Raw genomic sequence first — 22,358 nt, forward strand, 5'->3', positions numbered from 1 at the left:
CGCGGAGGATACGAGCATGCGATGGCGAGCGTGGCTGTTGATCCTGGCGTTGTGCGACGCGCATGCCGCGTCGCGCTATTACGCGCCGATGACCTTTTATCCGCACGACGCCGTGCGCGTTTCGCGCTTTGCGGTGATGCCCGGCGCGATGCAGGTGCCTTACGGCGCGGGCGTGAAAGTCGGCGAAGGCGAGTTCTATATCGTGTCGAACGCTTCGTTCAAGGCATTGACGGCGCACCAGCAAGCGGACGGCACGATCGCGCTCGTCCAGTCGAAGTGGACGCCCGAGCTGGCCGCGGCGCAGATATGGACTGTCGATAAAGAGGGCAGCGGCTTTCGCCTGTATTCGAAGCTCTACGGACGATACGTGACGCTCGGCGCGCGCGTGGATCTCGAAGCGCCATCGGGCGAAGCGCGGCAGAACTGGAGCATCGAAGCCGATGCGAACGCGGTGACCATCGCGGCGACCGGCACGAGGACGGGCCTCGTCGTCGCGCATCATGCGCTGCGCGACGGCGCGTTGGTCGAAGCGAACGCGCAGGCCGGACAATGGCGTCTGTACGAGGTGCACAACGAAGACGCCGAACATGCGTATCGCACGCTCGATGCAGCCCCGCAATCGACCTATGACAACGCCGCGAAGCGCTATCACCTGAGCGCATATGCGCCCGATGCGATCGAAGCCGGCAGGCTCGGCGGCTTTCGCTGGACCGATTCTCATCCGTCGGGGCTGTATGTGTCGAAGGGCGAGTCCGTCGTGATCGACGTGAGCGGTCTCGCCGACGATGGCCCCGATGGCCTCGTCATCATGGTCGGCAACAAGAACGGCTTCTACCGGCGTCAGCCCGCAGGCGATCCGCAGACGATCCTCGCGACGGAAGGGCGCAATGAATTCGTCGCGTCGCGCGATGGCTTGCTTTACTTCGAATATATCGATAGCGGATTCAACGAGCGGCCGCGTACTTCCGTCGATGTCTTCGTGCGCGAAGGCGGCCGTGCCGTGCCGTTCTACGTCGAAGGCACGACGACGCTCCTCGAATGGCGCGCGATGCTGCAACGTTATGCCGATGCGCCGCTCGTCGAGATGGTCGGCAGGCGCACGATGTTCACCGTCGCGCGTTCGATGTACGACAAGGCGGGCGCGGCGGACCCGGCCACGCTGCTCGGCTACGTCGAGCGCATCATGGGCTATCACGATGAACTGTCCGGGCTCGACGGATTCAGCGCGCTCGATGCGCCTTCGCCATTGCGCGTGCATTTCGTGCAGGACGCGATTTCCACGCACGCGGAGTTGCAGAACACGTATCTGTACGCGACGTACTACATGATCGGCCTGCCTTTGAACAGCGCCGCCGAGACTTTGCTTCAGCCCGCGAAGGCCGATGAATGGGGCGTGTGGCACGAGATGGGCCACATGTATCAGCAATGGGACTGGACGTGGCCGGGCGTCACGGAGACGACGGTGAACCTCTACTCGCTGCATGCGCTGCAACGTCTCGGCACGCCGATGGCTTCGCCGTTGCTACAGGTCGTCGATGCGCGAGGCAGAAAGAATCGGCTGGATCTCGCGGCGCTTTATCTTGCGCAGCCGTCGCGCAATTTTCTCGACGATGCGTCGTTTCCGGTGCCGTCCGAAGCGCTCTGGATCAGGCTCGTGATGTACGAACAGTTGCGCCGCGCGCTCGGCGACGGCTTCTATGCGCGGCTGCACAAGTATTATCGGCTGCATCCGCTGACGGAGGATGAAGGCGGCGAGAAGCGCGAAGTGCAGACCTTCGTGCTGCGCGCGTGTATCGCGGCGAATCTGGATTTGAGGGAGTTCTTCGAGCGATGGGGACTGCCGGTCGATGCGGGCACGCGCGCGGCGATCGGTGGGTTGAAGCTGAAGGCGCCCGCGATGGATTTGACGCGTACGAGGATTTGAAGCCAAAAAAGACGCCGACGCGCGAGGCGTCGGCCAAGTTCTGGCTTTACGAGGGCTGCCAGAAACGCTTCGATACTTCACGCCGCATCGGCAAGCCGCATGCTCCGGGACTCGTCGCGCCGCGTCGTCCTGCGCCGCGTCATCGCGCGGCCGGTACGCGCACCAGGCACGTTATCGATGCCGAATGCGGGCCGCGCGAGAAAGAAGCCCTGCGCGAGCACATGCGGCCATTGTGCGAGCCACTGCGCCTGCGCCGCCGTCTCGACACCCTCGACGACGATCGCTACCTTGAGCCGCGTCAGCAGCGCGAGCACCGACGAAAACACCAGACACGCATTCGGGCAGCGCGGCGCTTCGGCCAGCAGTTCCCTTGCGATTTTCACAGTGCCGAAGTCGATCGGACCAAGCGCGGCGAGACACGAATAGCCCGTGCCGAAATCGTCCATCGCCACGCTCACGCCCTTGTTCTTGAGATGCCTCACCACCTTCGGCATCGACGGCATGCGCGCCAGATCCTCGCTCTCCAGCAATTCGAGTTCGATGCAATCGGGCGTAACGCCGTGCGCGCGGCAGATCGAGTCCATGCGATCCGCGAAGCCGGGCAGCGCCGCGACCGAAGGCGGCACATTCACCGCGACCGAATAATGCTTGCCGCCGCGTGCTCGCCATGCCTCGATCTCGGACGCGACGGCGTCCAGCACGAACCATGTGAGTTCGCGCATGATCTCCGCGTCCTTGAACGCGTCGCTGAATGCGCCCGGCAGCAATACGCCGTATTCCGGATGACGCCAGCGAATCAACGCTTCCATTTGCGCGAGTTCGCCGCTGTCGACTCGGTATATTCCCTGATAGGCGATGCAGAATTCTCCGGCCTTGAGGCCATCGAGTATGCGATGCCTGAATGCATGATCCGAGTTCGGCGCGGCTTTCGCGACAGGCGAGCCGTGTGTCGTTCTGTTCATGCTTGAGCCATCCCCTCCCAGTTGGTCGTGGGAGCGGTTGCACGACTCATGCCAGAGGCGGCGTCTGTGCGCGATACGAAGCGTTTCACGCCGGTCTTCCATGCGGGATAACGTTTGCGCGCCGTTGCAGACCGTCACGCTTGCGCTACAAGGCGTTACCAAGGCGTTACGTTGCGTTCAGGGTTACGTAACGAATTCGTGACGTGTTACGCGCTATGTGGGGTGCCGCACATAAGCGGCTGTTGCATCGAGCGGCATTCTGATGCGGTTTTGCAGTTTGTGCCGAACGATCCTGGAACATTTGTAATCCCGACTAGCGGCATATGGACCGCGCGTGCCGGTCATCTCGCGATCAAAAAGCAATCTCCCGCAAACTCGACCGTCAGGCGGTCGCGGTCTGCTCCACTGGCCGCATCCGTTCGAGCGCGCTGCCGTCCTCGCGGAACAGATGCACGTGGCGAATGCTGAAGCCCGCGTTCAGCCGCTGTCCTTCGACGGCCGTCGATTCACCCGAGCCTTTCACCTGAATCACGAGCTCGTTAGGCAGCCGCACATGCAACAGCGTCTCGCCGCCGAGATGCTCGATCACCATGACTTCGCCGGACAGGCCGCTATCGATATCGCCGCCGCATGCTTCGATGAAATGCTCGGGCCGTATGCCGAGCGTGAGCGTTTCGCCCGCTCTCACGGTGGAAGCGGCGAACGGCAGCGTGAGCGGCTCGCCGCCGGGCAATTCGATGGTGACGCCCGCGGCATCGACGCGCATCACGCGCACGTCCATGAAGTTCATCTTCGGCGAGCCGATGAAGCCTGCAACGAAGCGATTGTGCGGCGTGCGATACAGTTCGAGCGGCGAGCCGATCTGCTCGACGCGGCCGTGATTCAGCACGACGATGCGATCGGCCATCGTCATGGCTTCGGTCTGATCGTGCGTGACGTAGATCATCGTCGCGTTGAGCTGCTTGTGCAGCTTGATGAGTTCGAGGCGCATCTGCACGCGCAACGCGGCATCGAGATTGGAGAGCGGTTCGTCGAAGAGAAAGACCTTCGGTTCGCGCACGATCGAGCGGCCGATCGCGACGCGCTGACGCTGCCCGCCCGACAACGCGCGCGGACGTCGTTCGAGCAACTGGCCGATCTGCAGAATTTCCGCCGCGCGATGCACGCGCTCCTTGATCTGCGCTTCGGGCAACTTGAGCATACGCAGCCCGAACGCGATGTTCTCGTACACCGACATATGCGGATAGAGCGCATACGACTGAAACACCATCGCGACGCCGCGTTGCGAGGGCTCGAGGTCGGTGACATCCTCGCCGCCGATCAGCACTTGCCCGGAATCGCTGCGCTCCAGTCCGGCGATGGTGCGAAGCAAGGTGGATTTTCCGCACCCCGAAGGACCGACGAAGACCATGAACTCGCGATCGGTCACCTCGATGTCCACGCCCTTCAGAACATCCACGCCCGCAAAGGCCTTGCGAATTTGCTGCAAATGAACTGCGCTCATACGTTGTCTCCCTGTGCCGCTGCGGCAATGCAGCATCGGACGCATCGTCGAATTCTTCTTGACAACCTGTTCGCGCCAAAATATACAATTGTAAAACCGAAATTACAAGTGAAACGACGCAGGACGAAACCGAACCCGCAAGCCTCACCCGCTCGATAAAAACCAAGGAGACAGGCATGAAGAAGCGCTTCATCCCGGCCACGCAGCTCGGGCCGATCAAACACGTCGCGGCAGTCGCGCTCTTGGCGGCGAGCGCGGCGTTCGCCGCATCGAACGCGCAGGCCTGGACTCTGAAGGAAGCGGCGCAGCCGTATTCGGGCACCACGATCAAGGCCATCTTTCTCGATCGCCCCGGCTACAAGGCCGCGCAGCAACTGATCCCGCAGTTCGAGAAAGAGACGGGCATCAAGGTGCGCTGGGAAGTGATTCCGTACGAGAACACGCGCGAGAAGGAAGTGCTCAACTTCGTGGGCGGCGGCGATCAGGACATCGTGCTCGTCGATGTCGTGTGGATCGGCGAATTCGCGAGCAACAAGTGGCTCGTGCCGATCAAGAAGTTCACCGACGATCCGAAGCTCGCGGACCCGAACCTGAATCTGAAGGGCTTCTTCCCGATCCTGCTCGATTCGTTCGGCACATGGGACAAGGTCGCATACGGTTTGCCGTTCGATAACTATTCCGGCCTCATGTTCTACAACAAGTGCATGTTGAAGGACGCCGGTTTCGACGAGCCGCCGAAGACCTGGGACGAGTTGCTCAACACCTATGCGCCGAAGCTCACGAAGGGCGACAAGTTCGCCTTCGCGTTGCAGTCGCGGCGCGGCGAGACGCAATCGGCGGATAGCTTCATGCGCGTGCTGTGGCCGAACGGCGGCTCGCTGCTCGATGCGAAGTTCAAGTCGAATCTGATGTCGCCGCAATCGCAGGCGGGCCTCGAATATCGGCAGAAGCTGATGAAGTACATGCCGCCGGGCATCGTCGACTTCGATCATGCTGAAGCGGTGAACGCGCTTGCGCAAGGTCAGGTCGCGATGATCACCGAATGGTCCGCGTTCTATCCGACGCTGACCGATCCGAGCAAGTCGAAGCTCGGCAACTGTCTTGCGATCACCACCGAGCCGAAGGGTCCCGCCGGCCTCAAGCCCGCGCTCGGCGGCTTCTCGCTTGCAGTGAACGCGAAGTCGAACGCGAAGAAGCAGGCGGCGTCGTGGCTCTTCATTCAATGGATCACGTCCGAAGCGATGGCGAAGCCTTATCTCGAAGCGGGCGGCGTGCCGGCGCGCATGGCGATCTATCAGGACAAGGCCGTGCAGGACAAGTACCCGTTCGTGAAGCCGATGGTCGAATCGTGGCAGGGCGGCGTGCCGGATTATCGTCCGCGCTTCCCGGAATGGCCTGCCGTGTCGGAGGTCATCGGCGAATGGGGCAGCAAGATGATGCTCGGTCAGGTGACGGTGAAGGAAGGCGCGCAGACCATCGGTCAGAAGACCGAGGACATCCTGAAGAAAGCGGGCTATTACGACGGCAAGAAGCCTTTGCTGAAGTAATTTCATTCAAGGAACCGGAGGCGATCGAATGGCATCACCTGCAATGCGTGCGCGAGGGCCGCGCAAGCCCGCGCGCTATTTCGGCGTCGTGCCGCGCTCGCCCGCCTTCTGGTTCCTGATACCCGCGATCGCCGCGCTCGCGATCATCGGCATCTATCCGCTGCTGCTTGCGCTCTATAACTCGTTTCATCAATACAAGCTCGCGGATCTCGCTTCGGGCACGCCGTTCATCGGCTTCGACAACTATGTTGCGACGCTGACCGATCCGAGCTTCTGGGGCGCGCTCGGACGCACGGCATTGTTCCTGTGCCTCACGTTGCCGATCGAGATCGCGCTCGGGCTCTTCGCCGCGCTCATGCTTCATCGCATGGAATTGCCGTGGATGCGCGCGGCGGCGCGCGTGAGCCTCGTCATTCCGATGGCGACGACGTATGCGGTCGTCGGCCTCATCGGCCGCTTGATCTTCAATCGTCAGTTCGGCGTGGCGAACTATCTGACCGGCCTCATCGGCATTCCGCCGCAGGACTGGCTCGCGGACCCGACACTCGCGTTCGTCTCCGTGATGATCATGGATATCTGGCAATGGACGCCGTTCTGCGCGCTGATCCTGCTCGCCGGACTCTCGATGGTGCCGAAGGAAGCCGAGGAAGCCGCGCGCCTCGAAACGCCGAAGTGGAGCATGATTCTCTGGCACTTGCAGCGTCCGTATCTGCTTCCGGGTCTCACGGCCATTCTCATTCTTCGCTCCGCCGACATGCTCAAGATGTTCGACGCCGTCTTCACCATGACGCGCGGCGGACCCGGCGCCGCGACGGAATTCATCAGCGTCTATATCCAGCGCGTGGGCTTTCGTCTCTTCGATCAGGGCATGGCGTCCGCACAGGCGATCATCCTGCTCATCCTGACGATCGTGCTGTCGCGTCTTTATATCCGTTTCGTGTATCGGGAGGCCGCGTGAGTTCGATCGACATGCCAGTCACGCAACGCGCAAAGCGCGCACGCGCCGCAAGAACACGCGCCACGGTATGGCATTTTCTCGGTCTCGTCGTCGTGTTTCTGTCGTCGGTGTTTCCGTTCTACTGGATGGTCACGACGAGCCTGAAAAGCCAGGCCGATGCGCTCGCGTATCCGCCGAAGTGGCTCTTCTCGCCGACATTTCATCACTACTCGGCGGCGCTCTTCGAGCATGACGTCGCGGGCAGCCTGCTGAATTCGCTCATCATCGCGAGCAGCACGACGGTGCTCGCGATCCTGCTCGGCACGCCCGCCGCGTATGCGCTCGCACGCTACGAATTTCGCGGCAAGGAAGACCTGTGGTTCTGGTTCATCTCGAACCGCATGGTGAGCCCGGTCGTGCTCGCGGTGCCGTTCTTCCTGATCGCGACGAAGCTCGATCTCGTCGATACGCATATCGTGCTGATCCTGCTGTATCTGACGTTCTCGTTGCCCATCGTCGTATGGATTTGCACCGATCAGTTCCGCAACATTCCGGTGGAACTCGACGAGGCCGCGCGTCTCGACGGCGCGTCGCCGTGGCGCGTGTTCTGGCGCATCAATCTGCCGCTCGCGATGCCGGGCATCGTCGTCTCCGCGATCTTCGCGTTCATCTTCTCGTGGAACGATCTGCTGTACGCGCTCGTGCTGACGCGCAGCGACGCGATCACATCGCCCGTCGCCGCGACGAGCTACATGAGCGGATATGAATTGCCGTGGGGCGAGATCATGGCGACGGGCACGCTGATCGTGCTGCCGATGGTCGTGTTCGCGTTGCTCGTGTCGGGCCGGCTGGTGCAAGGACTGACGATGGGCGCGGTGAAATAGAATGCCGCGGCCTTTCACCAAACAACGGACAGCATGACCACAAGCATGAGCAAGAGCGCACCGCCCATCGCCATCGCGGAAGCGGACGATTCCATCGACTCGGAAGAAGAGCTGCAGGCGCGCGTCGCGTGGCATTACTACGTCGGCAATCTGACGCAGCAGGAGATCGCGCAACGCATCGGCAGCAACCGCGTGCGCGTGAACCGGCTGCTTGCCGCGAGCCGCGAATCCGGTCTCGTGCAGATCACGATCAACAGCAAGATCGCGCCGTGCGTCGCGCTGGAAGAAGCGCTCGCGAAACGCTTCGGCCTCGAATGCGCGGTCGTCGTGCCGACCGGCGCGAACAACGAAGCGAACAACGCGGCGCTCGGCATCGGCGCGGCGTCGTACTTCGCGAAGCAGATAGTGGCAGGGCAGACCATCGGTCTCGGCTGGGGCCGAACGATCCGCGCCGTGCTGCGCGCGATGCCGCAGCGCACGTATGGCGCGGTGTCGGCGGTGTCGTTGCAGGGCGGCCTGTCGCATTGCCCGAGCATCAATACGTTCGATATCGTGTCGGACTTCGCGAACATCTGCCGCGCCGATGGTTATCTCTTCGCCGCGCCGATCTACGTGAGCAGCCAGAAGGCGCGCGACGTGATCCTTCAGGAAGAAACCGTGCGCGAAACCTACGAACTCGCGCGCAACGCCGACCTCGCATTGCTCACGTGCGGCGATCTGACGGAATCGCTCGTCGTGACTTACGGCATCGACAATCCCGAGCAACTGCGCACGTTGCAGAAGGCGGGCGCGGTCGGCGACATGCTCGGTCATTTCATGGATGAAGACGGCGAGCTGATCGATCATCCGCTGAACCGCCGTACCGTCGCGATCACGCTGGACGACTTGCGCCGCGTGAAGCGTGTGATTCTCGTGAGTGGCGGCAAGAAGAAATTCCATGTGACGCGTGCGGCGTTGCGCGGGCGCTATCCGTCGGTGCTCGTGACCGACGAAGACACCGCAAGACGTCTGTGCGACGAGCCTTGAAGACGACACCATGACAGCCATCGACAGAAACCGCGAATTCGCGGGCAAGACCGTGCTCGTGACGGGCGCGGGCAAGGGCATCGGTCATGCGACGGTGCATCTGCTGATCGAGCGCGGCGCGCGCGTGATCGCACTGAGCCGCAGCGCCGCCGATCTCGATGCGTTGAAGAACGAGACGGGCTGCGAAACCATCGCCGTCGATCTCGCGGATGCTCACGCTGCCCGCGATGCGGCGCGTGCGGTTCAGCCCGTCGATCTGCTGGTGAACAACGCGGGCATCGCTATCCTGGAGCCGTTTCTCGACACGACCGTCGAAGCCTTCGACATGACGATGAACGTGAATCTGCGCGCCACGATGATCGTCGCGCAGGAGTGCGCGAAGAGCATGATCGCGCGGGGCGTGGGCGGGTCGATCGTCAACGTGTCGAGTCTGTCGGCGAATGTTGGCTTTGCGCTGCACGCCGCGTATTGCGCATCGAAAGGCGGACTCGACGCCATGACCCGCGTGATGGCGAACGAACTCGGTCCGCATGGCATCCGCGTGAACGCCGTGCTGCCGACCGTCACGATGACGCCCATGGGCGAGCGCGCCTGGAGCGATCCCGCCAAGTCCGCGCCGATGCTCGCACGCATACCGATGAACCGCTTCGTGCAGCCGGTCGAAGTGGCGCGAACGATCGCCTATCTGCTCTCCGACGATTCGAGCATGGTGAGCGGCGTGAGTCTGTTGGTCGACGGCGGATTCCAGTCCTGTTGAACCCGCCTATTTCTCTAATCAAAGGAACGACGATGGAAGCACTGGTTCTCGAGGAAGCAAGACGCATCAGCTTGCGTCCGTTCAGCCTGCCGCAGGTCGTGGGTCCGCGCGACGTGCGCATCAAGATTCATACGGTCGGCATTTGCGGCAGCGATATTCATTACTACCAGCATGGCCGCATCGGACCGTTCGTCGTCAACGAGCCGATGGTGCTCGGGCACGAGGCATCGGGCACGGTGGTCGAAGTGGGCGACGAAGTGAAGCATCTGAAGGCCGGCGATCGGGTCTGCATGGAGCCGGGCGTGCCGGACATGGAATCGCGCGCGTCGCGAGAAGGTCTGTACAACCTCGATCCGAAAGTGCGCTTCTGGGCGACGCCGCCCGTCAACGGCTGTCTCGCGCCTTATGTCGTGCATCCGGCCGCGTTCACGTACAAGCTGCCGGATAACGTGAGCTTCGCGGAAGGCGCGATCGTCGAGCCGTTGTCGATCGGCCTGCAGGCCGCGAAGAAAGCCGCGATCAAACCGGGCGATGTGGCCGTCGTGCTCGGCGCGGGCACGATCGGCATGATGTGCGCGCTCGCGGCGCTCGCGGGTGGATGCAGCCGCGCGATCGTCTGCGATCTCGTGCAGGAGAAGCTCGATCTGATCGGCGCTGTGCAAGGCGTGACCGCTGTGAACATTCGCGACCGGCGTGTGCTCGATGTCGTCAACGAACTGACGGACGGTTGGGGCGCGGACATCGTGCTTGAGGCGAGCGGCAACGAGAAGGCGTTCGACGGCATCGTCGATCTGCTGTGTCCCGGCGGCTGCCTCGTGCTCGTCGGCATGCCTCAGCACGCGATTCCGCTCGATGTGGTCGCGGTGCAGATCAAGGAGGCGCGCATCGAATCGGTGTTTCGCTACGCCAATATCTTCCCGCGTGCGATTCAGTTGATCGCATCGGGCAAGCTCGATGTGAAGCCGTTCATCTCGCGCACCTTCCCGTTTGCGGAAGGCATCAAGGCGTTCGAGGAAGCGGCGAGCGGCGTGCCGACCGACGTGAAGGTGCAGATCGTACTGGAAGAATGAGATCGCGATTCATATGACGCGCCACATGCTGCATCGGCGCGTCAGAATGGCGCCTCGGCCACATGCCACAGCACGCCGGAGGGATCGAACACGAAGCCGACCTTCATTCCCCAGCTCTGCATCGCGGGCGCACGCGCGGGATTGACGGCGAAGCGCTCGCTCAGGCTTTCGGGATTCACGTCGCGCCACCACGCGTCGACATCGCGCACGAGCAGTTGCAGCATGCAGTTTTCCGCGAACTCCTTCACGTAGAAGTTCTGCAGAATGAAGCTGAAGCTTTCGGCTTTCAGCATCGCGATGTTGTCGTCCTGATGCGTGATGCGAAAGCCCAATGCTTCATAGAAGCGCTTGGACAGTTCGAAGTCTTTGGCGGGAACGAAAGGGCGCAGTGAGAGAAGTTGGCTCATCGGGAAGGATCAAGTGAGATAAAAGGCGTAGTGTAGTGCCGCAAGCATGTCACGAAAGCGACACGCCCAGCAACTTGCCGAGTCCGAACGTGCAGCCCGCGGCGACCATGCCGATCAGCACTTGCCGCGTCGCCGAAAAGATCGCGCCGCGTCCATTGAACAACGACGTGAACACGCCGATGCCCGCCAGGCCGAGTCCGCTCAGCACGATACATTGCGCGATGCCGCTGGCGCCGCTCGCCCACAGAAACGCGATGGCCGGAATGATCGCGCCCACCGCGAACAATGTGAAGGATGCGAGCGCGGCGGTCCAGGGATTGCCGCCAAGCTCGCGCGGATCGAGGCCGAGTTCCTCGCGCGTCAACGTATCCAGAGCCTTGTCCTTGTCGCGCATGATCTGGGCGGCGACGCGCCTGGCTTCCGCGGCGTCGATGCCCTTCGCCTGATAGATGAGCGCGAGCTCGTGGCGCTCCGCATCGGGCATGTGGTCCAGCTCGTCCTTTTCCTTCGCGATCTGCGTGCGCGCGAGTTCGCGTGCGTTGGTCACGGAGAGCCACTCGCCGAGCGCCATCGACGCTGCGCCTGCAACAAGGCCCGCGAATGCCGTAAGCAGCACGGTCCTGCTGTCGCTGCCCGCGCCCGCGACGCCCATGATGAGGCAGAAGTTCGACACGAGGCCATCGTTTGCGCCAAGTACGGCTGCGCGCAAATCATTGCCCGACGCCACGCCGCGATGCCATGATTCCGCCGCTGCGATCGCGCCGCCCTTGCTCAGGCCTTTGTTGCGATTCGCGACGTCCTGCACGATATCCGCGTGATGCCTTTCTTCCGCCGACATCTGCGCCGCATCGGGTTGTCCCGCATATTTGTCGCGATCGGCCATTTCGCCGGCGGCGACCGAGCGCAACACGAAGTCCGGTCCGAACGTCCGGGCGAGCGTGCGCATGATCCGCGTTTTCGCGCTGATGCGATGCGTTCGCACCGACACGCCGTTCGCCCGCAATTTCGCGGCCCATATGTCGGCGTGACGCCGCTCGGCCTCGGCCAGTTCCGCATAGACGCGCCGCTTGTCTTCCTGCTTTTCGGCTTGCGCGAGCGTGTCGTACAGCGCGGCGCTGTCGAGTTCGTCGGCGAGATTGGAGGTAAAGCGCCTGAGTTCGGTCTGGGACGCCATGACGTCACCTTTTATCGTTCGTCTCGTTGATTCAAAGAGTAAAGACGAACGACGTGTCTCGTCGCTAATACCCCTAAGATACGCGTTGAGTGAGAATTGAATCGCGTCTCATCGTCGTCATTGTTTAGTCGCAGCCTGCTTGCGATGAGACGGCAGCATGCGCGCCAGCGTGTTATCGCGCAAGACGAACTGATGAAACAGCGCCGCACCGACATGCAGGCCCACGAGCGCGAGCAGCACCCACGCGAACACGCGATGCCAGTCGCCGAGCGCGTGGCCGACCGGCGATCCGGTGGGCGAAAGCGGCGGCATCGGGATCGACGCGAACAGCGTGACGGGCCAGTCGCGCGACGACGCATTGGCCCAGCCCATCAACGGCACCGCGATCAGCAGGAGGTAAAGCAGCCAGTGCGTGTATCGCCCGAGCGCGCGCAAGGCGGCCGGCAAGGTTGCGGGCTCGGGCGGCGCGGCATGCATGCTGCGCCAGAGAAGGCGCACGAAGACGAGCAGAACGATCGCGACGCCGACGCCCAGGTGCCACGCGATCAAACCAACGGGCTTCGTGTCGCGATGTACGTCCGGCATCGTCCAGGCGAGCACGTACTGAACGAGCAGGAGCAGTGCGGTAATCCAGTGAAAGAGACGTGCGGGCGTATTGTAAGCAGACGCGGATTCAAGTCGCATGGGCCGATCCTCCGATGAGACCGCAATTGTCGGAGATGAGGCTTAACGCAGCCTTAGGGCCACGGCTTTCCGTGATTCATCGGTCAGGCAACTGAGATAGTATGGCTTTCAGGGCTGGCGGCATAAAGGTGCCCCCAGCGACCGCGCTCCTTCCCGACTACACGCATCACGATGACTGCCCATACGATCCGCGAGACTTCGCCCGCTGCCGCGTCGTCGAGCGAAATGAATACGTGCGGCGTCCCGCCCGTGCCCACTTCGTTCGCGCTTTTCAAGGCCTTCTTTTTTATCGGACTGACGGGCTTTGGCGGCGTATTGCCGTGGGCGCGGCGCATGCTGGTGGAGCGTCTGGGCTGGCTCACGAATCGCGAGTTCGCGGAGTTATTGCCGCTCGCGCAATTGCTGCCGGGACCGAATGTCGCGAATATCGCGACCGTGCTCGGGCGGCAATATCACGGCGCGAAGGGCGCGGCGATCGCGGTGTTCGGGCTCTATCTCGCGCCGACCATCATCACGATCGGCATCGCCTATCGTATGCCCGATGGGGACATGCGGCGATCACCGAACATCTTTTCGCGGGACTCATGCCAGCCGCGACGGGGCTCGTGATCGCGACCGTGCTCAAGCTCGTGACGAGCTTGCCCCGTAGCGTAGCGAGCATCGTGCTCGTGGCGGCGACGTTCATCGGCATTGCGCTCATGAAGATTCCGCTTCTGATCGTGCTTGCCGTGCTCGGGCCGCTCGGCACGTTTGCGATGCTGCGCCGCGCGCGCAAGGATTGACGCGATGTGGAACACGCTCGCCGATCTTTTCCTGCATGGCTCGATCTGGTCATTGCTCGCCGTGGGCGGCATGAATGCAACGCTCGCCGATATCCAGCGCTATGCGGTCGATACGCGTCACTGGGTCACGGGCGAGCAGTTCGTCACGTTCTTCTCGATCACGCAGGCCGCGCCGGGTCCGAACGGCATGGCGGTCGCATTGATAGGCTTTCAGGCGGCAGGGCTTGCCGGCGCGCTCGTTTCGACGGCCGCGAAGATTCTGCCTTCTTCCCTGATGGCCTACTTCGTGAGCGCATGGGTGGAGCGCAAGCAGGACTCGCGCATCGTCACGGCCATTCGCAAGGGACTCGCACCCGTGACCGTGGGCCTGCTCGTATCGGCCGCTTATGTGTTTGCACGCGAGACGGATGTGAACGTGTCGCGCGCGCTATGCACGGTCGTATGCGCGGCGGTGGCTTATCGCAGCAAGCTCAATCCGATCTATCTCGTCGCGGCGAGCGCGCTCCTCGGTCTCGCGGGCGTATTCGGCTGATTGCCTAGCCGACGAGCGCCGCATCCACATCGACGATGATCTTGCCGCGCGCCGTGCCATCCAGCAGCGCTTCATAAGCACGCTCGGCGCTGTTCAAGTCGAAGCGTCTCGCATCGATGCGGGGCGCGAGCTTGCCCGCTTCGGCAAGCCGCTTCGCTTCATACAGCATCTCGCCATGATGCGCGCGATGCTGTCCCGTCAATAGCGGATGCAGCGTGAACACGCCCGAATAACTTGCCTCGCGAAACGACAACGGCGCGAGCGCATGAGTGCCCCATCCCAACGCGCTGACCACATGGCCGAAGTGCTTTACCGCTGCAAACGATGCATCGAGTGAAGCGCCGCCGACCGTATCCACGACGAGATCGAAGCCCGCGCCATTCGTATGCGTGGCGACGTATTGCTCGACGCTCGTCTTGCGGTAATCGATCGGCGTCGCATCGAGGCTATGAATGAAGGCGTGATCACGCTCGCTTACGGTCGCGAATACATGCGCGCCGAGTGCACGCGCGAGTTGCACGGACACGTGCCCGACGCCACCGGCGCCGCCTTGCACGAGCACGGTTTGTCCCGCCTGTAAGCGCGCACGATCGACGATGCCCGCATAAGACGTGATGAAAGCGAGCGGCAGCGCGGCCGCGTGGCGCATCGAAAGATTCGCGGGCTTATGCGCGAGAAGCGCGGCATCGACCGCGGCATATTCCGCGAGCGAACCCTGAATGCCGCCGACACCACCGGTCATGCCATAGACCGCATCGCCCGGCTTGAACGCATCGACGCCCGCACCGACTGCTTCGACGACACCGGCCATATCGATGCCGAGCACGAGCGGAAGCGGATGTTTCGCATGGGCCGCTGCGCCCGCGCGGATCTTCGTGTCGAGCGGATTGAGCCCGCTCGCCGCGATGCGCACGAGTACTTGCCCCGGCCCAGGTTCGGGACGATCGAGCCCGACGAGTTCGAGCGGGCCGTTATGACGATCGAGTACGAGTGCTTGCATGGTGGACATCGCGGGCTCCCGGAAACATTGAAGGTTGATTGCAATGCGCTCATACTCCGCCATGCATGTTGGCATGTAAATCGACAGAACTGCACGGCGTTCATGCGAAAATGAATGGACCGAATCTCGAATGGAGCGACGTTCGCATCTTCCTTGCGATTGCGCGAAGCGGTACGCTCGGCGCGGCCGCGAGGATGATCGGGCAAACTCAGCCGACGATGGGGCGGCGACTGCGCGCGCTCGAAGAATCGCTGGGTCATGTGCTTTTCCAGCGTACGAGCGATGGTTTCGTATTGACCGACGAAGGCGCGGCCGTGCTTTCGTATGCCGAGCGCATGGAAGAAGAAGCGCTCGGCTTCACGCGCGCACTCGCGGGTCAGGACGCGAAGCTCACGGGCTTGCTGCGGGTTTCATCGTCGGACTGGTTCGGCGTGCATGTGCTTACGCCGATATTCGCGCGCTTTCTCGCGAAACATCCCGAGGTATCGATCGAACTCGTCACCGATGCGCGGCGCTATAACCTTGCGCGGCGCGAGGCGGACCTCGTATTCCGCATCACGCCATTCGATGAACTGGATGTCGTACAGCGCAAGCTCATGCATATCGATTACGCGCTCTATGGACGCGCCGATCTTGCATCACCGAAAGTGGGCGATGGAAAAGGGCAGACGCTCATCAGCATGGATAGCGCATTCGATCAGTTGCCGGACGTGCTTTGGGTAAAGCGCATGTTGCCCAGGGCGAAGATCGTTTTCGGCAGCAATAATCGCGACGCGCAAGCGCATATGTGCGCACAAGGCGCGGGCTACGCGGTTTTGCCATGTCCTCTCGGCGATGCCGATACGCGCCTTGCGCGCTTCGATCTTGGCGAAGCGCCGCCTGGAAGGGACGTATGGCTGGGTTATCACCGTGATCTCAAACGCGTCGCGCGACTGCGTGTCTTGCTGGACGAAACCATGGCAGCACTTGGCGAAAAGTAAATTGATTTACGCTGCAACTAACTGTCTTGTCAATTAGCATTCTTTAAATCCGTAAGGCTCGCGTCATTACCGGAGTTTCAGGCAATCAGGGCAATCAAAATAGCGCGCACCAATGTTAAGCGCGAGAACAAAGTTATCCGTGAGCGCGCCGCCATCCAAGCCTGATTTTTTAGTCGGCGCTACAATCCGGATGCCTGAAAACCGACTGCCGCCCCACGCAGTCGGCCATCTGCGATATCCGCCAAAACCTTATAAGCCGGAGCCGCTCATGACTACGCTTTCCATCAACGGCCAGAACCATACGGTCGATGCGCCGCCCGACATGCCGCTACTTTGGGTATTGCGCGACATCGTGGGACTCACAGGCACCAAATTCGGCTGCGGTATCGCGCAATGCGGCGCATGCACCGTTCATCTCGATGGCGTCGCCGTTCGTTCATGCGTGTTGCCGGTCGCAGCGGTCGGCGATCGCAAGGTGACGACGATCGAAGCAGTCGGCGACACGCCCGCCGGCAGGAAAGTGCAAGAAGCATGGCGTCGGCTCGATGTCGTGCAGTGCGGTTATTGCCAGTCCGGACAAGTCATGTCCGCGGCGGCATTGCTCACGACCGTTCCCGATCCCAACGATTCCGATATCGATGCCGCAATGGCGGGCAATATCTGTCGCTGCGGCACTTATCACCGCATCCGTGCGGCCATCAAGCAGGCCGCGAAGGAGGCGTGACATGTCGCAAGGATTGATTGAAGCGGGACGTCATGCGGCGCGCGCGGGGTTCTCGCGTCGCGCGTTTCTGAAGTTCGGTGTGACGGCGAGTGTCGCCGCAAGCGGCGGATTGCTGATCGGCTTCAGCTTGCCGGCCGCGAGCCAGGATCAGAACAAAGGCAAATCGGTGATCGGCGGCGATGGCGTCGAGTCTCCGCAAGACGGCGTATTCGCGCCGAATGCTTTCGTGCAGATCGACAAGAGCGGCAAGATCGTGCTCATCATGCCGAAGGTCGAAATGGGTCAGGGCGTTTATACCGCGTTGCCCATGTTGATCGCCGAGGAACTCGACGTGCCGCTCGACAGCGTCACGATCGATCATGCACCGCCCAACGAAAAGCTATTCACAGACCCGCTATTGGGCGGCCAGTTGACGGGCGGCTCGACTTCCGTGCGCTATGCATGGGAGCCATTGCGCCGTGCGGGTGCGGCCGCGCGCATGATGCTCGTCGCGGCGGCGGCGCAGCAATGGCAATGCGATCCGTCGTCGTGTGTCGCGCAGGGCGGCAAGGTGATGCATGCATCGGGCGATCGTAGCGCGAGTTATGCCGATCTCGCCGAAGCCGCCGCGAAATTGCCAGTGCCGCAAGACATCAAGTTAAAGGATGCGAATAACTTCAAGATAATCGGCACGCCGGTCAGACGTCTCGATTCGCCGGAGAAAGTCGACGGCACCGCGATGTTCGGTCTCGACGTGCGCTTGCCCGACATGCTTTATGCGGCTATCGTGAATTGCCCTGTATTTGGCGGCACGCTCGCATCGGTCGACGATAGCAATGCGAAGAAGATTCCCGGCGTGCGTCAGGTAGTGAAATTCGACAATGGCGTCGCAGTGATCGGCGACCATACGTGGGCTGCCAAGCGAGGCGCCGCCGCATTGCAGATTCAATGGAACGAAGGCCCGAGCGCCGGCGTTTCGACGAAGCAGATCGTCGATGACATGGCGAACGCATCGCAACATACGGGCGCTGTCGCGCGCAAGGAAGGCGACGTAAACGACGCGTTTTCGAAGGCGAAAACGCGAGTCGACGCTGTCTACGTCCAGCCTTTTCTCGCGCATGCGACGATGGAGCCGATCAACTGCACCGTGCACGTACGCCCCGATGGCTGCGATATCTGGCTCGGCACGCAAGTGCCTACGCGTATTCGCGATGCCGGAATGAAAGCGACCGGCTTGCCCGCAGACAAGATCGTCGTGCATAACCATCTGCTTGGCGGCGGCTTCGGCCGGCGGCTCGAATTCGACATGGCCACGCAAGCGCTCAAGATCGGCAAGGCGCTCGGCGTGCCCGTCAAGGTGACATGGTCGCGTGAGGAAGACATTCAGCACGACATGTATCGGCCATGCTATTACGACAAGCTATCCGCGGGACTCGATGCGGGCGGCAAGCCGGTCGCATGGACGCATCGCATCGTCGGGTCATCGGTGCTCGCGCGTTTTGCGCCGCCGGCTGTCAAGGACGGTGTGGATCCCGACGCGGTCGAAGTGGCATCCGATCTTCCTTATGATTTGCCCAACCAGCTCGTCGATTATGTGCGGCTCGAACCGCATGACGTGCCCACCGCGTTCTGGCGCGGCGTGGGACCGACGCGCGGTACGTTCGTCGTCGAAAGCTTTATCGATGAACTCGCGGTTCAGGCGAAAGCGGACCCCGTCGAATACCGGCGCGCGTTGCTCGGCAAGTCGCCGCGCGCACGCAACGTGCTCGACGTCGCGACGCAGGCGGCCGCCTGGGGAAAGCAATCGGTCCCGCAAGGTCAAGGGCGCGGCGTCTCGGTCATGCATGCGTTCGGCAGCTTTTTCGCGATCGTCGCGGATGTCACGGTCGATAAGGACGGCGCGGTGAAGGTGAACCGTATCGTGTGCGCGGTGGATTGCGGCATGGTCGTGAATCCCAATACAGTCGAAGCGCAAGTGCAGGGCGGCATCATCTTCGGCATCACGGCGGCGCTTTATAGCGAAATCACGATCAAGGACGGGCGCGTCGAGCAAAGCAATTTCACCGATTATCGAATGCTGCGCATTCACGAAACGCCGCCGGTGGAAGTGCATATCGTAAAAAGCACGGAAGCGCCGGGCGGCATTGGCGAACCTGGCACGGCGGCGCTCGCGCCGGCTATCACCAATGCGATCCATGCAGCGACAGGCAAGCGTATAAGGCAGTTACCGGTAGGCAATCAATTGCAAAGCGCTTGAGGAGGCTGTCATGAGAAATGCATTCAAGCCTCTGATTGCGACGATGTTCGCATTCACGGCTTCGGCCCACGCGGCCGACGATGCGCTGGTCGCGCGTGGCGCGTATCTCGCCAAGGCGGGCGATTGCGTCGCGTGCCATTCGGCGCCGCGCGGCAAACCACTTGCCGGCGGCTTGCCGATGACGACGCCATTGGGCGCGATCTACACGACCAATATCACGCCCGATCCGGACACCGGCATCGGCCGCTACACGGAAGAGGATTTCGCGCGGGCATTGCGTGAGGGCGTGGCTAAGGACGGCCACAATCTTTATCCGGCGATGCCCTATCCGTCTTATGCAAAGATCAACGACGAGGACATGCATGCCCTCTACGCTTATTTCATGCATGGCGTCACGGCTGTCAAGCAGGTGAATCGCGAGCCGGATATCAAATGGCCGCTCAATATGCGCTGGCCGTTGAAGCTCTGGAATGCGGTGTTCCTCGATAAAGGCATTTATCGAAGCAAGGCAGGCCAGGATGTCGCGTGGAATCGCGGCGCTTATCTGATTCAGGGCCTCGGACATTGCGGATCGTGTCATACCCCGCGTGGCATCGCGTTTCAGGAAAAAGGTCTGGACGAAAGCAGCAGCGCATATCTGACGGGCGGCTTGCTCGATAACTGGTTCGCTTCCAATCTGACGGGCGAGCACAATACAGGACTCGGACGCTGGTCCGAACAGGACGTTGCCACTTTTCTAAAGACGGGCGCGAATGCTCATGCGTCGGCATTCGGCTCGATGACGAGCGTCATCAACAACAGCACGCAAGGATTAAGCGATGCCGATGTCGGCGCAATGGCGCGATACCTGAAATCATTGCCTGCATCGGGCGGGAATGGCGGTGCGCAGTATTCATATGATCCTAAAGCCACTAAAGTGTCATTGACACGCCCGGCCGCGACGGACTCGGGTGCGCGCGTCTACACGGCCTATTGCATGCATTGTCATGGCGTGGACGGCCGGGGCTTTGCACCGATGCTCGCACCGCTTGCGGGTAATCCGAACGTTCTGGAAAAGGACCCGTCTTCGCTCATCAACGTCACACTGAACGGTACCGGCGATCTCGTGCTGAATGGCGTACCCGCGCCGTATCCAATGCCTCGCTATGCGCCGGTGCTGAGCGATCAGCAAGTCGCCGATGTGCTGACTTTCATTCGCGGCGCCTGGAACAACAACACGGCGGCGGTCCAAACCGAGGACGTGGCGAAGATGCGCAAGGCGACGCAGGCAGCGCGCTAAGAAGAAAAATCGATGACATCCAGATGAATCGAACTGGATGGATGCGCGAGAAACTTTCGATGCACGCGAGCGCTGATTCGTTCGTAGCCGTCGCTGAGCGCCTTTAACAGGCGCTCGTCGCTGGCGCCGGCCGGCGCCCAGAAGCACTGCTCCAATGCCTTGCGCGTGATGTTGCACTGAATCGCCTGCTCGCGAGAGAACGCGACAAAGCTTACCGAGGCGCGGTCTGCCGAGATCGTGGCATGGATCGAGAGCTTGCTTGTCATGTTCCGGCAGGAGAAATGCGGTTCGCTGGTTTTATTGTGTCAGAAATCTGCGAGTTCGCGCATCCTCGATTCAGCGTGAAACGTGCGCAAACGGCCAGAAGCAGGCGCAACGCGCGTGCCACACAGAGAACATCAGATGATTTAAGCGAACGTTCGTTCGTGACGATTCCGCGTTAAATGGCTGCTGAGTAGCGCGGGTTGCACCCGCCCGGGCGCAACATGTCACGCCGATCCCAAATGTCAAAGCCGGCGTGCACATCGAACTATGTCCAAGAAAAATGAAAACAAAAGCATGCTCAGGTGTACTACTCTAGGAACGATCATCCGAAGCGGCGCGGCATACCGGCTCAGGAAGCGGGTCGTGCGGCGCATTCCCCGGAACTCCACCGGCAACGTCCCCCGGCTTTCGTCGCGGCGGACTTGCCGCCAGCAGGAGCGGAACATGAAGCATCCATCGTTGATGGATCCCTGGAGCCGTACTCTGGCAATGCTCGACAGCCGTGCGAGTCGCCCAACGGAAGCAAACGAGAAGCTCGCACTGATGACACGGTCGCTCGTGCGCAACGTGCCGGTCAAGAGTGCATGCTTCGGGCTGCCCGAAGAGCATTGCGTCAGTATTCGCGTGCTGGAACGCCTGAGCGAATCGACGCTGGCGCTCTCATGGCACGATCCCACGTCGTTCAACTATTCGGAGCAGGTCTGGGCGCTTTGCACCGCCCGCAAGCGCGGAACATGCGCATTGAGCGGACAGGCAATCAGGCGCGGACAACCGGTCTATAGGCCGAGGCGTGTCGGCAGTTCGGTGCCGCTCAATAGCGGCGCGATGATTCTGGCGCTTGCACTGACACCGGCCGAACAGGAGTCAGGCGTCGTTTCCGAGTGATCGATTTCAACCCGGCATGACGCGTGCGCAACGCACGCGTCTTTGTCGCTTGCACGGTCCGCGCGAGTCACCAATCGTATGACGAGCGCGCTTTAGAGAAATCGATCTGGCTCCATGTCCCGCAAGCGCGCAAGTGACGCGCTTATGATATGCGGCATTTCAAATAGAAGTATTGCAAAGCAATCTTTTAACAAGAGTGCTTAGCGTGCCGTTATCCATATAAGATCTGCTTGTGACGGAAATCGGCGTCAAGGGTACTTATTAGACAAACGCCTTGCGATCCATCACGCAACGATCCGGGAGGGGACATGGCTACATTGGCGCAATTGGAAATCCAGATTCGGAAATTGCAGCAGCGCGCGGATGCATTGCGGGCAAAAGAGTCGGTCGAAGTGATCGCCAAGATTCGGGCAATGATGGATGAAGTTGGCTTGACGACAGCAGATCTCGCCAAGGCAGGCCTGGGAACAATGAAGCAGCGCGGCCGTCCGGCTGGGTCGAAGAAATCGGCTGCTTCAAAGAACGGCGCGGTCAAATCCAAGCTTCCACCGAAGTATCGCGATCCGGTATCGGGCGCGACCTGGAGTGGTCATGCGCGCCCGCCGGCATGGATCAAGGATGCGCCCGACCGCAGCGCTTATCTGATCGATGCCGCATCAGGCAAGAACGGCGCTGCGAAGAAAGGCGCGCGGCGGGGGCGTGCGGCATCGACATCGCGGACTTCTAGCCCGAAGCGGCCTGGCCGACCGGCCGGGAAGAGCACTTCGCGCAAGAGTGCGCGGAGCGCCGCGGCCTAAGCG

23 protein-coding genes are annotated in these 22,358 nt (G+C 61.7%); 16 read left to right on the forward strand and 7 right to left on the reverse strand.

Annotated features, from left to right (window positions below; translation table 11 throughout):
* The first annotated feature begins 16 nt into the window (after positions 1–16).
* Positions 17–1,924 (forward strand): M60 family metallopeptidase, encoded by a 1,908-nt coding sequence (locus QCE73_RS20115; protein WP_309883265.1) that lies wholly within the window; start codon positions 17–19, stop codon positions 1,922–1,924.
* Positions 1,925–2,001: 77 nt separating this feature from the next.
* Here the strand turns inward: QCE73_RS20115 and QCE73_RS20120 are convergent, their stop codons facing one another.
* Positions 2,002–2,886 (reverse strand): EAL domain-containing protein, encoded by an 885-nt coding sequence (locus QCE73_RS20120; protein WP_309883266.1) that lies wholly within the window; start codon positions 2,884–2,886, stop codon positions 2,002–2,004.
* A gap of 382 nt (positions 2,887–3,268) precedes the next feature.
* A complete protein-coding gene (locus QCE73_RS20125; RefSeq protein ID WP_187604344.1) occupies positions 3,269–4,390 on the reverse strand; it encodes an ABC transporter ATP-binding protein in 1,122 nt (373 codons plus the stop codon).
* Positions 4,391–4,566: 176 nt separating this feature from the next.
* Between QCE73_RS20125 and QCE73_RS20130 the strand changes: the two genes are divergently transcribed.
* From QCE73_RS20130 to QCE73_RS20155, 6 genes are read left to right on the forward strand one after another with little or no spacing between them, the layout of a single operon-like run.
* The gene (locus QCE73_RS20130) at positions 4,567–5,937 is read left to right on the forward strand and encodes a sugar ABC transporter substrate-binding protein (RefSeq protein ID WP_309883267.1); all 1,371 of its coding nucleotides are present in this window, start codon (positions 4,567–4,569) and stop codon (positions 5,935–5,937) included.
* Between the two features lie 28 nt (positions 5,938–5,965).
* A complete protein-coding gene (locus QCE73_RS20135; RefSeq protein WP_309883268.1) occupies positions 5,966–6,895 on the forward strand; it encodes a sugar ABC transporter permease in 930 nt (309 codons plus the stop codon).
* Between the two features lie 11 nt (positions 6,896–6,906).
* The gene (locus tag QCE73_RS20140) at positions 6,907–7,758 is read left to right on the forward strand and encodes a carbohydrate ABC transporter permease (RefSeq protein WP_309884173.1); all 852 of its coding nucleotides are present in this window, start codon (positions 6,907–6,909) and stop codon (positions 7,756–7,758) included.
* 45 nt (positions 7,759–7,803) lie between these two features.
* Positions 7,804–8,784: a sugar-binding transcriptional regulator gene (locus tag QCE73_RS20145; protein ID WP_035505675.1), complete on the forward strand. Its 981-nt coding sequence runs from the start codon at positions 7,804–7,806 to the stop codon at positions 8,782–8,784.
* Between the two features lie 10 nt (positions 8,785–8,794).
* Positions 8,795–9,541, forward strand: a complete 747-nt coding sequence (locus QCE73_RS20150; RefSeq protein ID WP_309883269.1) for an SDR family oxidoreductase — start codon at positions 8,795–8,797, stop codon at positions 9,539–9,541.
* Between the two features lie 32 nt (positions 9,542–9,573).
* A complete protein-coding gene (locus QCE73_RS20155) occupies positions 9,574–10,611 on the forward strand; it encodes an NAD(P)-dependent alcohol dehydrogenase (RefSeq protein ID WP_187604341.1) in 1,038 nt (345 codons plus the stop codon).
* A gap of 41 nt (positions 10,612–10,652) precedes the next feature.
* Here the strand turns inward: QCE73_RS20155 and QCE73_RS20160 are convergent, their stop codons facing one another.
* From QCE73_RS20160 to QCE73_RS20170, 3 genes are all read right to left on the reverse strand, one after another.
* A complete protein-coding gene (locus tag QCE73_RS20160) occupies positions 10,653–11,018 on the reverse strand; it encodes a VOC family protein (RefSeq protein WP_238216256.1) in 366 nt (121 codons plus the stop codon).
* A 49-nt stretch (positions 11,019–11,067) separates the two neighbouring features.
* Positions 11,068–12,192: a VIT1/CCC1 transporter family protein gene (locus QCE73_RS20165; RefSeq protein WP_309883270.1), complete on the reverse strand. Its 1,125-nt coding sequence runs from the start codon at positions 12,190–12,192 to the stop codon at positions 11,068–11,070.
* A 117-nt stretch (positions 12,193–12,309) separates the two neighbouring features.
* Positions 12,310–12,876: a cytochrome b gene (locus tag QCE73_RS20170; RefSeq protein WP_309883271.1), complete on the reverse strand. Its 567-nt coding sequence runs from the start codon at positions 12,874–12,876 to the stop codon at positions 12,310–12,312.
* 171 nt (positions 12,877–13,047) lie between these two features.
* Here QCE73_RS20170 and QCE73_RS20175 point away from each other — a divergent pair, with 171 nt between their 5' ends.
* From QCE73_RS20175 to QCE73_RS20185, 3 genes are read left to right on the forward strand one after another with little or no spacing between them, the layout of a single operon-like run.
* A complete protein-coding gene (locus QCE73_RS20175; RefSeq protein ID WP_309883272.1) occupies positions 13,048–13,485 on the forward strand; it encodes a chromate transporter in 438 nt (145 codons plus the stop codon).
* Positions 13,461–13,658, forward strand: coding sequence for a hypothetical protein (locus QCE73_RS20180; protein WP_309883273.1), 198 nt, complete (start codon positions 13,461–13,463; stop codon positions 13,656–13,658). Before QCE73_RS20175 ends, QCE73_RS20180 begins: the two co-directional genes overlap by 25 nt.
* A gap of 4 nt (positions 13,659–13,662) precedes the next feature.
* Positions 13,663–14,190: a chromate transporter gene (locus tag QCE73_RS20185; RefSeq protein WP_309883274.1), complete on the forward strand. Its 528-nt coding sequence runs from the start codon at positions 13,663–13,665 to the stop codon at positions 14,188–14,190.
* Between the two features lie 4 nt (positions 14,191–14,194).
* Here the strand turns inward: QCE73_RS20185 and QCE73_RS20190 are convergent, their stop codons facing one another.
* Positions 14,195–15,199, reverse strand: coding sequence for a zinc-dependent alcohol dehydrogenase family protein (locus tag QCE73_RS20190; protein WP_309883275.1), 1,005 nt, complete (start codon positions 15,197–15,199; stop codon positions 14,195–14,197).
* A gap of 101 nt (positions 15,200–15,300) precedes the next feature.
* Here QCE73_RS20190 and QCE73_RS20195 point away from each other — a divergent pair, with 101 nt between their 5' ends.
* From QCE73_RS20195 to QCE73_RS20210, 4 genes are all read left to right on the forward strand, one after another.
* Entirely contained in the window at positions 15,301–16,170 is an 870-nt protein-coding gene (locus tag QCE73_RS20195) for a LysR family transcriptional regulator (RefSeq protein ID WP_309883276.1), read from the forward strand.
* 268 nt (positions 16,171–16,438) lie between these two features.
* Positions 16,439–16,894 (forward strand): 2Fe-2S iron-sulfur cluster-binding protein, encoded by a 456-nt coding sequence (locus QCE73_RS20200; protein ID WP_309883277.1) that lies wholly within the window; start codon positions 16,439–16,441, stop codon positions 16,892–16,894.
* Position 16,895: 1 nt separating this feature from the next.
* On the forward strand, positions 16,896–19,130 hold the full coding sequence (locus QCE73_RS20205; protein ID WP_309883278.1) for a xanthine dehydrogenase family protein molybdopterin-binding subunit: 2,235 nt from the start codon (positions 16,896–16,898) through the stop codon (positions 19,128–19,130).
* A 10-nt stretch (positions 19,131–19,140) separates the two neighbouring features.
* Positions 19,141–20,409: a cytochrome c gene (locus QCE73_RS20210; RefSeq protein ID WP_309883279.1), complete on the forward strand. Its 1,269-nt coding sequence runs from the start codon at positions 19,141–19,143 to the stop codon at positions 20,407–20,409.
* Here QCE73_RS20210 and QCE73_RS20215 read toward each other — a convergent pair.
* Entirely contained in the window at positions 20,406–20,675 is a 270-nt protein-coding gene (locus QCE73_RS20215; protein ID WP_035505640.1) for a DUF1488 family protein, read from the reverse strand. The genes QCE73_RS20210 and QCE73_RS20215 overlap by 4 nt on opposite strands.
* A 265-nt stretch (positions 20,676–20,940) precedes the next feature.
* Here QCE73_RS20215 and QCE73_RS20220 point away from each other — a divergent pair, with 265 nt between their 5' ends.
* Entirely contained in the window at positions 20,941–21,558 is a 618-nt protein-coding gene (locus QCE73_RS20220; protein ID WP_309883280.1) for a DUF3331 domain-containing protein, read from the forward strand.
* A gap of 308 nt (positions 21,559–21,866) precedes the next feature.
* Positions 21,867–22,355 carry an H-NS histone family protein gene (locus QCE73_RS20225; protein WP_309883281.1) on the forward strand — a complete coding sequence of 163 codons (489 nt, stop codon included), beginning with the start codon at positions 21,867–21,869 and terminating at the stop codon, positions 22,353–22,355.
* Positions 22,356–22,358: the final 3 nt, after the last annotated feature.

It is taken from the genome of Caballeronia sp. LZ029 (genome assembly GCF_031451275.1).
Classification (GTDB): Bacteria; Pseudomonadota; Gammaproteobacteria; order Burkholderiales; family Burkholderiaceae; genus Caballeronia; species Caballeronia jiangsuensis.

Bases quoted from the DNA above. Each gene is read 5' to 3' on its own strand.
- QCE73_RS20140 (WP_309884173.1), top strand. From the start codon at position 6,907: ATGCCAGTCACGCAACGCGCAAAGCGCGCACGCGCCGCAAGAACACGC.
- QCE73_RS20125 (WP_187604344.1), bottom strand. From the start codon at position 4,390: ATGAGCGCAGTTCATTTGCAGCAAATTCGCAAGGCCTTTGCGGGCGTG.
- QCE73_RS20165 (WP_309883270.1), bottom strand. From the start codon at position 12,192: ATGGCGTCCCAGACCGAACTCAGGCGCTTTACCTCCAATCTCGCCGAC.
- QCE73_RS20170 (WP_309883271.1), bottom strand. From the start codon at position 12,876: ATGCGACTTGAATCCGCGTCTGCTTACAATACGCCCGCACGTCTCTTT.
- QCE73_RS20205 (WP_309883278.1), top strand. From the start codon at position 16,896: ATGTCGCAAGGATTGATTGAAGCGGGACGTCATGCGGCGCGCGCGGGG.
- QCE73_RS20210 (WP_309883279.1), top strand. From the start codon at position 19,141: ATGAGAAATGCATTCAAGCCTCTGATTGCGACGATGTTCGCATTCACG.
- QCE73_RS20130 (WP_309883267.1), top strand. From the start codon at position 4,567: ATGAAGAAGCGCTTCATCCCGGCCACGCAGCTCGGGCCGATCAAACAC.
- QCE73_RS20120 (WP_309883266.1), bottom strand. From the start codon at position 2,886: ATGAACAGAACGACACACGGCTCGCCTGTCGCGAAAGCCGCGCCGAAC.
- QCE73_RS20155 (WP_187604341.1), top strand. From the start codon at position 9,574: ATGGAAGCACTGGTTCTCGAGGAAGCAAGACGCATCAGCTTGCGTCCG.
- QCE73_RS20190 (WP_309883275.1), bottom strand. From the start codon at position 15,199: ATGTCCACCATGCAAGCACTCGTACTCGATCGTCATAACGGCCCGCTC.
- QCE73_RS20200 (WP_309883277.1), top strand. From the start codon at position 16,439: ATGACTACGCTTTCCATCAACGGCCAGAACCATACGGTCGATGCGCCG.
- QCE73_RS20175 (WP_309883272.1), top strand. From the start codon at position 13,048: ATGACTGCCCATACGATCCGCGAGACTTCGCCCGCTGCCGCGTCGTCG.
- QCE73_RS20135 (WP_309883268.1), top strand. From the start codon at position 5,966: ATGGCATCACCTGCAATGCGTGCGCGAGGGCCGCGCAAGCCCGCGCGC.
- QCE73_RS20150 (WP_309883269.1), top strand. From the start codon at position 8,795: ATGACAGCCATCGACAGAAACCGCGAATTCGCGGGCAAGACCGTGCTC.
- QCE73_RS20145 (WP_035505675.1), top strand. From the start codon at position 7,804: ATGAGCAAGAGCGCACCGCCCATCGCCATCGCGGAAGCGGACGATTCC.
- QCE73_RS20160 (WP_238216256.1), bottom strand. From the start codon at position 11,018: ATGAGCCAACTTCTCTCACTGCGCCCTTTCGTTCCCGCCAAAGACTTC.
- QCE73_RS20180 (WP_309883273.1), top strand. From the start codon at position 13,461: ATGCCAGCCGCGACGGGGCTCGTGATCGCGACCGTGCTCAAGCTCGTG.
- QCE73_RS20115 (WP_309883265.1), top strand. From the start codon at position 17: ATGCGATGGCGAGCGTGGCTGTTGATCCTGGCGTTGTGCGACGCGCAT.
- QCE73_RS20220 (WP_309883280.1), top strand. From the start codon at position 20,941: ATGTCCAAGAAAAATGAAAACAAAAGCATGCTCAGGTGTACTACTCTA.
- QCE73_RS20215 (WP_035505640.1), bottom strand. From the start codon at position 20,675: ATGACAAGCAAGCTCTCGATCCATGCCACGATCTCGGCAGACCGCGCC.
- QCE73_RS20225 (WP_309883281.1), top strand. From the start codon at position 21,867: ATGGCTACATTGGCGCAATTGGAAATCCAGATTCGGAAATTGCAGCAG.
- QCE73_RS20185 (WP_309883274.1), top strand. From the start codon at position 13,663: ATGTGGAACACGCTCGCCGATCTTTTCCTGCATGGCTCGATCTGGTCA.
- QCE73_RS20195 (WP_309883276.1), top strand. From the start codon at position 15,301: ATGAATGGACCGAATCTCGAATGGAGCGACGTTCGCATCTTCCTTGCG.